10 protein-coding genes are annotated in these 11692 nt (G+C 41.7%); 4 read left to right on the forward strand and 6 right to left on the reverse strand.

The window, feature by feature from the left end:
* Nucleotides 1–100 precede the first annotated feature (100 nt).
* Genes ACXAH9_RS12305 through ACXAH9_RS12315 form a run of 3 tightly spaced genes read left to right on the forward strand, consistent with a single transcriptional unit; the run spans nucleotide 101 to nucleotide 1500 of the window.
* Complete coding sequence (locus ACXAH9_RS12305) at nucleotides 101–673, forward strand: hypothetical protein (RefSeq protein WP_474895161.1); 573 nt, start codon at nucleotides 101–103, stop codon at nucleotides 671–673.
* Nucleotides 670–954: a winged helix-turn-helix domain-containing protein gene (locus ACXAH9_RS12310; protein WP_349563793.1), complete on the forward strand. Its 285-nt coding sequence runs from the start codon at nucleotides 670–672 to the stop codon at nucleotides 952–954. Before ACXAH9_RS12305 ends, ACXAH9_RS12310 begins: the two co-directional genes overlap by 4 nt.
* A 51-nt stretch (nucleotides 955–1005) precedes the next feature.
* Complete coding sequence (locus ACXAH9_RS12315; RefSeq protein ID WP_474895162.1) at nucleotides 1006–1500, forward strand: hypothetical protein; 495 nt, start codon at nucleotides 1006–1008, stop codon at nucleotides 1498–1500.
* A gap of 26 nt (nucleotides 1501–1526) precedes the next feature.
* Here the strand turns inward: ACXAH9_RS12315 and ACXAH9_RS12320 are convergent, their stop codons facing one another.
* The 6 genes from ACXAH9_RS12320 to fabG all read right to left on the reverse strand — a co-directional run bounded on the left by ACXAH9_RS12320 (nucleotide 1527) and on the right by fabG (nucleotide 10134).
* On the reverse strand, nucleotides 1527–3557 hold the full coding sequence (locus tag ACXAH9_RS12320) for a hypothetical protein (RefSeq protein WP_474895163.1): 2031 nt from the start codon (nucleotides 3555–3557) through the stop codon (nucleotides 1527–1529).
* Nucleotides 3558–3663: 106 nt separating this feature from the next.
* Nucleotides 3664–4890: a hypothetical protein gene (locus ACXAH9_RS12325; RefSeq protein ID WP_474895164.1), complete on the reverse strand. Its 1227-nt coding sequence runs from the start codon at nucleotides 4888–4890 to the stop codon at nucleotides 3664–3666.
* Between the two features lie 34 nt (nucleotides 4891–4924).
* A complete protein-coding gene (locus ACXAH9_RS12330; RefSeq protein ID WP_474895165.1) occupies nucleotides 4925–5788 on the reverse strand; it encodes an outer membrane beta-barrel protein in 864 nt (287 codons plus the stop codon).
* A complete protein-coding gene (locus ACXAH9_RS12335) occupies nucleotides 5757–7460 on the reverse strand; it encodes a DUF1501 domain-containing protein (RefSeq protein WP_474895166.1) in 1704 nt (567 codons plus the stop codon). Before ACXAH9_RS12335 ends, ACXAH9_RS12330 begins: the two co-directional genes overlap by 32 nt.
* A gap of 12 nt (nucleotides 7461–7472) precedes the next feature.
* Entirely contained in the window at nucleotides 7473–9245 is a 1773-nt protein-coding gene (locus ACXAH9_RS12340) for a DUF1800 domain-containing protein (protein ID WP_474895167.1), read from the reverse strand.
* Nucleotides 9246–9387: 142 nt separating this feature from the next.
* Nucleotides 9388–10134 (reverse strand): 3-oxoacyl-[acyl-carrier-protein] reductase, encoded by a 747-nt coding sequence (gene fabG / locus ACXAH9_RS12345; RefSeq protein WP_474895168.1) that lies wholly within the window; start codon nucleotides 10132–10134, stop codon nucleotides 9388–9390.
* A 132-nt stretch (nucleotides 10135–10266) separates the two neighbouring features.
* Between fabG and lpdA the strand changes: the two genes are divergently transcribed.
* Complete coding sequence (lpdA, locus tag ACXAH9_RS12350; protein ID WP_474895169.1) at nucleotides 10267–11661, forward strand: dihydrolipoyl dehydrogenase; 1395 nt, start codon at nucleotides 10267–10269, stop codon at nucleotides 11659–11661.
* Nucleotides 11662–11692 lie beyond the last annotated feature (31 nt).

Below are 11692 nucleotides of genomic sequence, written 5' to 3' on the forward strand. Positions count from 1 at the left end.
ATAAGGGATGGTAATGCATCCCTTAATTTTTTTAAATTAGGTTTATAATGTAAACTTATTTATATTTGATTCGTATTTATAGTAAAAAACTATAAAAATTATGAGTAACAAAGAATTATCAAAAGAAGAGAGCTTGACGCTGATCACAGAGATGATTGGACAGGCAAAGCAGAATGTAGCAAAGGGAGGTAGCTTCTTCTTTCTACTATGGGGGTGGGTAGTAATGACTGCCAATCTCGGACACTATCTAATCGCAAGGTTCGATTGGTATGAACATCCATATATCGTTTGGTTGCTTGTGATTCCAGCGGCGATTGCCTCAATGGTATATGGAGCCAAAATGGGTAAAAGGAGCACGGTAAGGGGGCATTTGGACAGATTATACAGTCATATTTGGATTGCCGTCTTTATTGGGGTTCTTATTATTCTGTTTTTTATGGAGAATGTAAACTACAATGTCAATGCAATCATTTTGGCTTTTGCCGGGATTGGAACTTATATATCTGGTCAGGCTCTTCGGTTTAGTCCATTAACAATGGGTGGAATAGCACTTTGGATTTCTAGCGTAGTGGCTTTTAACCTGAATCCCATTGATCAATACATTGTAGGAGCTGTTGGAATATTTGCCGGATACCTTATTCCTGGATATTTACTTAGAAAAGCAGAAAAATGAGTTTCGCGAAGCTAGATCCATTATTACACTCCCAGCTTCGTCTGGCTATTATGTCTTTATTGATTGGAGTTGATTCTGCTGAATTCGTTTTTATTAAAGAAAAGACGGGTGCAACTGCGGGAAACTTGAGTGTCCAATTGGATAAATTATCAAATGCGGGGTATATCAGTGTGACTAAGTCATTTAAAGGCAAAAAACCACTTACTACGTGCAGCATAACAAAAGTGGGGATAAAGGCTTTTGAGGATTATGTGAATAATCTCAAACAATATATAGAATAATTTTTTTCAATTTATAGTTTATAAAATAAACAACTTTAAATATTATCAATTATGAAAAGCATCGTATTAACGATTTTAATGATGCCAGGTATCTGTTTTCTGGCACAATCACAAAATGAAATGAGAAAATTAGATCCTATGGTTGGAAATTGGAGAGGTGGGGGATGGTACATGGATAAATCTGGAGTTCGGTATGAATTTACGCAAGAAGAAGAGATTACAATGGAGCTGGACGCTACAGCGCTTTTAATCAAAGGCAAAGGGTATTCTGAAGGAAAAATTGTTCATAATGCTATGGCGGTGGTAACGTACGACACAGTTTCTTCTGATTATAGTTTTCATTCTTTTCTTCCGGATGGAAGAAAAACGGAAGCCAAAATGAAAGAAATAGAGAATGGAAAATTTGAATGGGGCTTTAACATCCCAAATGGTCAAATTAAGTACACAATAGATATCGATGATGAAAAATGGGTTGAGAACGGGGCTTTCTCTGCGGATGGTAAAAACTGGTATCCGTTCATATCGTTTGAACTCACCAAACAATAGCAAAAAAGGGGCATTTTAGCCCCTTTCTAATATCCCCCCCAATACTTCCTCAAAAACCATTCAGTAGAAAAAAGCATGAAAATGATCAGGTACCACCACCATGCACGATAGAGCGGCACCAGTTCCTCATCACTTTTAATAATGGACTTAAAGCCTCTGTTTTGAATTTCGGATATGAGCACTTCCAGGTCATCAATGTGTGCATAAGAACCCCCTGTTTTTTTGCTGATGTTTTTCAACAGGCGGTGATTAGCCGTAAGATTTAGAAACTCAGGGTTTACATCCTGAACTGAAAATTCACCCTGATCTGTAAATACCTTATCACCTACATTGACTCGAGCCTGATAGCGATAAATACCCTGTGATAAGATAGGTGCACGAAAAGTGGAATTATATTCAGAATCTGTGAAATTGAAACGATGAGACTCTCCATTTTCTGAAGTGATATTGATTTCTATACCATTCCCGTAAATTCTTTCATAAATATCATTATAAACCTCTACATCAAACAGAGCAGGCTCTGAATCTAAAAAGCTATTTTCCCTCACATCAAATCGGAATTGCTTCTTGTCGTTTTTAACAGAAAGGAACTGAATGGTCTTAGTAATCAGGCTTTCGAAGTGAGTTGCATCGTTATGGATGGCTGCCTCCTGCAACTTCCATTTCCAAATGTCTTGCCCTAGAAGCACAGCGCTTTTCTGAGATCCATCATCATATACAACCATTAGTGGTTTCTGTGTTTTCACACTTCCCAGTTGCTGGTACATCACAATTTCGGTTGGTCCGCTCAATGTGTAATTTCCAAAAGGAACTTCGATGGGCGGATACTCCTCGAATACTGAAGCATCCTCTATTTTGAATTTACTGAAATTCTGATTAAAAGAGCCCACTACTTTATCCGGCTGAGAACCACGTCTTTCAATGTTGATGTAAGGCAATGCTTTGTTTATCGAAGTAATCGAACTTTCATTACTCAAAATATACCATCGACCGGGATTCTCTTTAGGGATGAACTGAACCCCGGATGTAAATGCCCCATGAAACACCACTACATCAAAAATATCGTTGGGTCTTTCATCATGTATTTCAGGAATATAAACTTTGGTGTCGTAGTTACCAGTAGCTTCGAGCGAGCTTCTAATGGCTTTGATGTCCGGGTGTGGTGAACTGGCTACAAATAGCACTTTTTGCCTCCCATCGATGACTTCCATAAAAACATTGGATTGATTGTTTTGCACAGTAGACTCTTCCTCTAACGGTGAAATACTGGCAACCAGGTGCCTAAGACCTTCCTCCCCGGATTTGACTATGAATTCAACTTCTTCGATTGTATTTCTCAGACGAATCTTCTTCTCTTCGATAAGGCTTCCTCCTTCACTAAGCCGCACGGACACTTGCCTGTTATCATATCCTTGCTGACTAACTTCAAGCCTGACCGGTGTTTCATTCCCCTTGAAAGTCACGCTGTTATACAATGTTCTGGAAATACTTATATCCTTAGGTGGAATGGTATCGCCAAGCCCTAAAGTGAAAACGGGCGTGATGTAACTTTTATAGAGTGGCGAACTCCCCCTGTTATAAATACCATCAGTTACGATCAGAAGGGCTGCCAGATTTTCATCTTTTAGATTGTCTTTCGTTTTGTCAATTAAATCGGAAAGACTGGTCGTGGGAGCATTGAAAACCAATGAGTCAGAGAACGTAACCACAGTCGCCTCCATATCCACGTTCCTCAGGGATGCTTCCATTCTTTCGACAGCTTCTAAAATTTCATTTTCTTCTGTCCCCCGCTCTATTACTGACTCAGAGTTGTCCAAAGCAATGCCAATAACAGGCTTTTTTACTGTATTTGTTACGTTTCGAACAGAGGGTGAAAGCAGCAAAAGTAGGATTGCCATTATGCCCAGAAACCGGATGGAAGCCAGTATCCAGTTTTTCGTAATGCCCCATGGTACATTTTTTTTAGCGTACAAAAAATAGGACAATCCTGCTGCTAGTAGCACTACTAACAAAATCCACCAGCCTGAATATTCTAGTTGAAGGAAGCTTCTATCCATGAAGTACTTTTTCGATTCGAATCAATTGAATTTGCTGAACGTGAAATCTAATTCAAAAGGACTATACGAGAGTGCTTTTTGATAGATACTATTTTTTGCTGAGTGGCTAATTCAGATTTCCAGCGATTTCACTGGAAGCCATTTTGTTTAATGTGATCCGTTCAAACCTTCCTGCAACGAAAGTAGTACCCAATATTAAAAGGGAATTGTCTCTGCCTTGCTTGATGGATGCAAATGTGAATGGATTTAAATATCCAATTCGATGCATGCCACTGATCTCTCCAGACGAGTTGTAGAAGTTAAGTAAAATTTGTCTTCCCTTTGTCTCACAGGCAAATATGGAATAAGTGTCACTATCAGTGTAACTAATAATCTGAGCTGGGGTATATGGTTTTATTTCAGCCATGTTTCCTTGAAAAAGGTCAACACTTGAGGAAATCCCACCTGTTGAAAGTGAGGCTGATGCCAGTTGGAAATTAGCATCAAATTGAAATCCTGCCACTGCAAAATCACTTCCGCTTAAAGGCATTACTGCTCTCAATCCGGCATTGCTGGCTTGCCCTTGCACAACACCACTTGGAGTGTCAGCAAAATCTGTGAAGACCAGCGAAAAACTATAGTTGTAAAACCCATTGAAATAATAATTACCAGCTGACACTTCCCCGCAAAAGAATGGGAGCGGTCTTTCGGTGGCATTCAGATAGTGATTAATAATTTCTGCTTCCACATCATCTCCCGGCCCAATGGAGTAACTATTCCCTCCAGCATAAGATCCATCCAGGGAGATTTCTGAGATTTCCGTTTCTTGCGTTAGCGGATCATAGCTCTGAAGCAGAAAGTTTCCGTTGCTCAACACAGCCGATGAAAGCGGATAGTTTAATCCCCCAATTAAAGCCTCTGTTTGTACCTCCAGTTGAGGGTTTACACCAATGAGAACAGCTTCCAGTGAGGTTGGATTCATACCAAAAAAGTAGCTATTACTGTCAGACTCATTCAGGTACATTTTCCCAACTGGAACAACATAATCATCCAAATCTCTTTCATACTCGTAGTTTCCTTCTTCGTCGATTTTGAGTAAACGAATACCCATGAAGTCAGATTTGGATAGTTCCGTTCCGGTCAAAATGATGAAGCCATCAACGGTTTCAACCACATCAATGGGCTTATAGCTGACATCCAGATTTGAGTCATCATAGATTTTTAAAAAAGAAGCGCTTAATGCAGGCTCGTCATCTGCACAGGAAAATATAATTGGGATCACCATTAGAAACAGTACTTTCTTGATCTGGCTTTTTAGCCTTGGAATTAGGTGATATGTTTGATTTGTGCACATATTATTTCAAATAAATGGCTGGGCATCCCATGCCCTAATAGGCTTTGAATTGTTGATCGATAAATCGGAATGGAAATACCAAGCTTAGAGAGACATTGATATCTCTTAGAAAAATTTCATCATTTGTTTCTCCCAAAGATGACAGCTCGTTTTCCTGCGTGTTCGGCTGGGTCGCCGATGTGAGGGAGTGCTTATAGTTCACTTCAAATACCGTTCGGATATTCCAATAATCCAGATTCACTCCTAGTCCACCGGATACTCCTGAAAAAGGCTTGAATGCATCTTTTACTCCCAGGGAGGTGGACCCTCCATCGGAGGTCAATGGGTTGCCTATTGAGTAATCTATCTGGGTGATGTCAACCTCTTTTTGCGCCGAAAGTATCCGTGAATGAAACCCTCCTACCATTACAAACGGACGAATTTTCCCGGATCGGATCACGTCATATTTGATCATCAAGGGGAGTTCCAACACATCCACTCGCTGCTCTACATCATATCGCGTCTCGAATCGATTACCAGATGTCTCACCTCTCCACTCTAGTGCACTATTGTATTTAAACCTACTTCTTTTATATGCAGGCTGAAAGGAGGCAGAAAACCCTTTGTGATAAAAATTCATCTCTAGCCCAACATGAGCACCAGGCAATGCGAAATCGTCATAAGATTTTTGTAGACTATCCGCATTATAGTCTATAGGACTAAACCCGGTATTGCGAGTCTCAGGGAATGCCTGGGTATAATTCATTCCCATTTTGATACCCAGCCAAAACTGCGTATCCAGAAAAGACTCCAATGGATTCTTGTCCGGTTTCTTTTGGGCCATAATAGCTCCAGATAAAACCACAAGCATCAGAAAGCTGATGAACTTATTTACGGATGATGAGTCTTTTCGTATCATCTAACATTTCAGATTTTGCTTTGATAAAATAGAATCCCGGGCTAAACGAATCTAGCATAAAAGAGAAAATATGTTCTCCCGGTGCTACTCTTCTGGTACTTTGAGCCACGATATCTCCTCTAACATTAATCAGTTGCACATTCACATCCTGATAATTGTTTACAAATATTTTTGCCTGAGCATACGTCGAGGCGGGGTTTGGATAAACCGATTCAATTCGGTAGTTCTTTTTTACATACTCCTGCTCTCCAAGAATCACTTCCTTGATCAGATCCATCGGTTCGTAATTTCCTCCCGCCGGGTTTGGTCCTTCAATAAAATCCCGGAAAAAGATATCGTTAGCAATAACCGTACGATCCACACCCATCCATTCATACAGCACATTTGCGTAAATCTGTCGGTAGTCAAACTGCATGCCTACGTTGCTTTGTGATACATCCGGGACTGTGCCGTAAATTCCGGGTTTTACACCTAACCCGAACATCATCACAGGGCCACCTGTACCGTGATCACTTCCATAACTACCATTTGAGCCTACTCGTCTCCCAAACTCAGACATGGTTAGAGTTAACACCCGGTCTTCCAGCCCCCGAGATCTTAAATCTTTCTGAAAGGCATGCATTGCAGATGAAATATGGTAAAGCAAAGCAGAGTGCACACCCATTGTTGGATCATATTCTTCTACCTGAGAAGCGTGCGTGTCAAAGCCGCCTATTTTCACCAAAAACACTTTGGTTTTTACACCACCAGCAAGCAGACGTGCTACCAATTGAAGTTGGCTGCTCAGAGGATTTCTTCGAGAGCCTTCTGGTGCGTTGAAAGGATAAGTTTCGGGATATGTTACTGATGTTTCTGCCGCTGACTCATAGATTTCAGCAAGCCGTTTAATGTAGGTTTCAGATTTGTCTTCCAGTCCCAAAATCCAATCCATCTCCCTACCATAGGGTGAGTTATTCAGAAAACCTGGAGGATTACCACGTGGGTCTACTCCTTCATCCACATACCCCTGAAGCTGATCAATAAGGTTGGCCAGATTTTCCGGACTACTGCCCAAAGAGATGGATGTGGGAATGTTTCCATCCTGATGAAACAGTAGCGAAACATCATTTCCCATTTCCAGGGCCAATGGGTCTGGCATGTCTTCGGTTGGGAAGTCAGACGGGTAGGTAAGGGGCTCATATTCCTTCCCCAGGTATCGACCAATCCACCCTGAGCTGAAATAGTCATCAGCATCTCCACCCATGAACCATATATCTCGTCCTCTGAAGTGAGAGCCATTATTGTTTTCATATGAAACGCCCTGAAAGACAGCCGCCTTCCCGGTATCATATAGTCTCTTGAAATCATGCATATCCGGGTGAAGTCCCACCTGCTCTTCACTTGCCACGGTACTGTCGAGTGGAATCAATGTCCTATTACCTACCTTGTATGGGATCGCGATATTGGCTCTGCGGCTATAATACTCGTCATAGTTTGAAATTGGAATGACGGTATTCAGCCCATCATTGCCCCCATGTAGCTGCATGATAATGAGTACTCGATCATTGGTGCTTTGTTGTGCGATGTGCTGAATCTCCTGATGAGAACCCAATAGCTTTAGCGGCACCCCTTGAAATGCAATGGGAGCACCTGCAGCAAAACCTATTTTCTTTAAAAAATTCCTTCTTTTCATATCACTCCCTCTTTACATTAGCTGATATTCAGGTGATTGCAACATTGCATTTAAGAGATCGACAATTTGATTGGCTCTTGTATTTGCGTCCAGATTCCCGTCCCATCGGGTCGTCCAGGCCGCCTCCGGATCGGCATCAATGGCGAATTCAAACATGGCAGTTTTAAAATAGTTGAGTCGTTCTGTGGTTAACTCTCCTCCAGCCGTATCGAATGATAGGTTATCAGAGTTTGGAAGGAAGTATTCCGCAACTGCGATGATGAAATCTTCGGCAATTCGAATAGTGCCGATATCAAAATTGTTTGTCACAAAGTCCAGTACGTTTACCTGACCCATTTCCATATTTGTGCCATCGGATAGAGCACCTCTTATAAAATTGTACCTATTAGTCAGATAGTTGGTAGTGATCCAGCTTCTGTTAAAGATAGGGAACTGATGATATGCCGCGTACCCTGCCACTTCAAATGGCTCGTAATAATCCATTCCCTGAACATCAATTTCACGGAGCAGGTCAATCGTAAACTCGTAATAGTCATTGAGCTCTGTTTCATAGTCTGGTAGCTGAATCTCAAAATTTCTGGCAAACCCAAGAACTAGATCAACTGGTGATTTAATAATGCTACCAAAATTGTTGTCATCTTCTCCTGCATCAGCTTCATAAAAGTGCTCGCTAGTAAATAGTGCCTCCAATACTGGCTGAATCTTAAATTCATTAGCAATGAATATATCCGCCATGTCCTGGATGATGTCATCCTGCAAGGTTTGATCCACCTGATGATAGACGAAGAAGCGGTAGATTTCTCTGCAAATAGCTCTTGGGGTTTCGTCCTGATCGTAAATCAAATCCACAAACTGACTGATCTCATCCAGTACACTTTCCTCAGTAGGGTTGCCTGCCTGCATTAGGTCAGTATCGGGAGTTACTACTCCATTTCCCATTCTGGAACTAAAAGTCTTCGTTCCTTCTTCATGACTGGTTGCTATGGTTCCACCACGAACAACACCTCGAGGAAGCCCGGTCTCTTCATCAATATTAGAGAAGGTTTGATCTACGTTAAACCCGGATAACACCCGAGCCCCGGCCTGCACATCTTCCTCTGTGAAATAGAAGTAATCTCCCTGAAACTCAGGTTCAGGTACGTTTCCTTCAAGGCCTCTGCCAATTGAGTAAAGTTCTAGTAATTCTCTTGCGTAATTTTCATTTGGACTGCCCTTAACGTTGAATCTTCCATCAAGGAAAACGAGCATCGCATTGTCCACACTAAGTTTTTTCGTAAGCTGTTTGAAATTCCTTGGCACAATGGTGTCAGGGTCCATTGGGTCCTCTGCTGGGATTGTGATATCCTCCTGATCAAATGCAAACAATCTGAATAGAGCTTGCTGGTAATACAATGCTCGAGAGCTTCCAACAACCGATCGTTTTGTAGTGAAATGAGTGTGGAGAAAAAAGACCAGCCGCTCGCGAAAAATGTAAGGGAGCTTTACAGAATCGTCGATCCCATTGCCCAGCATTTGTCCAATGTGCCAGGCCAAAAAATATCTTTCCAATTCAAATCCTTCACTTTCAGGAGCGAATGCACCAGTGATCCATTCATTTCCTGTAAGAGGATCGATCGGTAAAACCGGATCCGGAAGTGTAGCGCTGAACAGCTGGTCTACTGCCTGTGCCGGTGTAAGTGCCGCGAAAGCATCAATTTCTGCAATTGATCCTGCGAAACATGTACGACGAAGCAGGTGAGCAGCTCGCTTTTTTCCTAGTGCGCTGGTTAATTCATTTAAAGGCATTCGGAGCTGTTTGAATATCTAACAGGAAATTTAAATCAATTATTATAAAATAAATGATAAAAAATCTCCAAATAGTTTAATTGATTGTTAAGGCAATAAAAAAACCCGCAACTGCGGGCTTCAATTTAAATTGATTTATTCGTTATGTCAACATTCCACCGTCTACCTGGATGGTCTGTCCTGATATATAAGAAGACATATCTGATCCAAGGAAAACACAGGCGTTAGCTACATCTTCCGGTGACCCGCCTCTTTTCAAAGGAATGGCATCTCTCCAGCTCTGCACCGTTTTTTCATCCAATGCGTCAGTCATTTCCGTTTCAATGAAACCAGGAGCAATCGCATTGCATCGAATACCACGAGATCCTAATTCCAGTGCCACAGATTTGGTGAAACCAATAATTCCAGCCTTAGAGGCAGCATAGTTGGCCTGGCCTGCATTTCCCTTTATACCAACCACCGATGACATGTTAATGATAGAACCGCTTCTTTGCTTCATCATGGTTCGGCATGCTGCTTTCACAGTATTGAAGCAAGATTTGAGATTAATATTTTGGATGGCATCCCAGTCCTCCTCGCTCATTCTCATGAGTAGGTTGTCCTTAGTGATACCTGCATTATTTATAAGGATATCCAGCGAACCGAAATCTTCCACAACGCTGTTGATCAAGTCCTGAGCAGCCTGATAGTCGGATGCATCAGATCTATATCCTTTGGCTTTGACGCCTTTCGCGGCAAGCTCTTTTTCTAAAGCTTCTCCCTTTTCTACACTGGATAGATAAGTAAATGCTACGTTAGCTCCCTGTGATGCAAATTGCTCTGCAATAGATTTTCCTATTCCTTTTGATGCTCCGGTAATGAGTGCTGTTTTTCCTTCTAGTAATTTCATTCCAATAGTTCTGTGTGAGTGATTCAAAATTTTTGAACGTCAAAGATAATGAGAGATAGAAGACTGCTCACCTACTTATTTTCCACAACTTTTCGAGTTAAATTTGCGCCTCAATTTAAAATCTAATACAGCATGGCATCTAAATATGATCTAATTGTAATCGGAAGTGGACCTGGCGGGTACGTAGCAGCTATCAGGGCATCCCAACTTGGAATGAAGGTGGGTGTGGTAGAAAAGGCAGAGCTTGGTGGGGTGTGTTTGAACTGGGGTTGTATCCCTACAAAAGCACTTTTGAAAAGTGCTCAGGTATTTGAATACATCAACCATGCGGAAGATTATGGGATCATAGTGAAGGATGCAAAAGCTGATTTCTCAGGAATGATAAAAAGAAGCCGTGAGGTAGCCGGAGGAATGAGCAAGGGAATTCAGTTCCTTTTCAAGAAAAACAAGATCGATCACATCGCTGGACATGGCACACTGAAGAAAGGTAAGAAAGTAGAAGTGAAGGCCGAAGATGGTAAGGTAACTACCTATAATGCGGATCACATCATACTTGCAACAGGAGGAAGATCAAGAGAACTTCCTTCCATGCCTATCGATGGGAAGAAAGTCATTGGATACCGGGAGGCAATGGTGCTGGATAAGCAACCTAAGAAAATGGTGGTAGTTGGTTCCGGAGCGATTGGTGTTGAGTTTGCTTATTTCTATAAATCAATCGGTACAGAAGTGACCATTGTTGAATTCATGGATCGAATAGTACCGGTAGAAGATGAAGAAGTGAGCAAGCAACTGGAAAGAACCTATAAGAAGGCAGGCATGAAAATCATGACCAGCTCAGAGGTTACGAAGGTTGATACCAAAGGATCAGGCTGCAAAGTGACGGTGAAAACGAAGAAAGGCGAAGAAAAAATTGATTGTGATGTGGTGCTTTCTGCTGTAGGTGTGGCTACAAATCTTGAAAACCTTGGACTGGAAGATGTTGGCGTGAAAACTGAGAAAGGAAAAGTAGTTGTTGATGACTACTATAAAACAAATGTCGATGGCGTTTATGCGATTGGTGACATAGTAAAAGGACAGGCACTTGCTCATGTAGCATCAGCTGAGGGAATCATCTGTGTTGAGAAGATTAAAGGCATGAATGTAGAACCACTTGATTACAATAACATCCCTGGATGTACCTACTGTTCTCCAGAAATAGCATCTGTAGGATATACAGAAAAAGCTGCTAAGGAGGCCGGCTATGAAATCAAAGTGGGTAAGTTCCCATTCTCAGCATCAGGGAAGGCAAAAGCAGCCGGAGCGTCAGATGGATTTGTTAAGGTGATCTTCGATGCAAAATATGGCGAGTGGCTAGGCGCACATATGATTGGAGCTAATGTAACAGAGATGATCGCTGAGGCTGTGGCAGCCAGAAAACTAGAGACAACCGGCCATGAAATCATCAAAACGGTACACCCTCACCCAACCATGAGTGAAGCAGTAATGGAAGCAGCAGCTGCTGCCTATGATGAAGTGATTCATCTTTAAGAAGAAGTTTGAAATTGGAATATTGCCCCTG

Source organism: Ekhidna sp. ABH4_415 (genome assembly GCF_056161305.1).

What these genes read in the sequence shown, in the direction of transcription:
- ACXAH9_RS12305 (WP_474895161.1), top strand. Translation starts at nt 101, where the DNA reads ATGAGTAACAAAGAATTATCAAAAGAAGAGAGCTTGACGCTGATCACA.
- ACXAH9_RS12310 (WP_349563793.1), top strand. Translation starts at nt 670, where the DNA reads ATGAGTTTCGCGAAGCTAGATCCATTATTACACTCCCAGCTTCGTCTG.
- ACXAH9_RS12315 (WP_474895162.1), top strand. Translation starts at nt 1,006, where the DNA reads ATGAAAAGCATCGTATTAACGATTTTAATGATGCCAGGTATCTGTTTT.
- ACXAH9_RS12320 (WP_474895163.1), bottom strand. Translation starts at nt 3,557, where the DNA reads ATGGATAGAAGCTTCCTTCAACTAGAATATTCAGGCTGGTGGATTTTG.
- ACXAH9_RS12325 (WP_474895164.1), bottom strand. Translation starts at nt 4,890, where the DNA reads ATGTGCACAAATCAAACATATCACCTAATTCCAAGGCTAAAAAGCCAG.
- ACXAH9_RS12330 (WP_474895165.1), bottom strand. Translation starts at nt 5,788, where the DNA reads ATGATACGAAAAGACTCATCATCCGTAAATAAGTTCATCAGCTTTCTG.
- ACXAH9_RS12335 (WP_474895166.1), bottom strand. Translation starts at nt 7,460, where the DNA reads ATGAAAAGAAGGAATTTTTTAAAGAAAATAGGTTTTGCTGCAGGTGCT.
- ACXAH9_RS12340 (WP_474895167.1), bottom strand. Translation starts at nt 9,245, where the DNA reads ATGCCTTTAAATGAATTAACCAGCGCACTAGGAAAAAAGCGAGCTGCT.
- fabG (WP_474895168.1), bottom strand. Translation starts at nt 10,134, where the DNA reads ATGAAATTACTAGAAGGAAAAACAGCACTCATTACCGGAGCATCAAAA.
- lpdA (WP_474895169.1), top strand. Translation starts at nt 10,267, where the DNA reads ATGGCATCTAAATATGATCTAATTGTAATCGGAAGTGGACCTGGCGGG.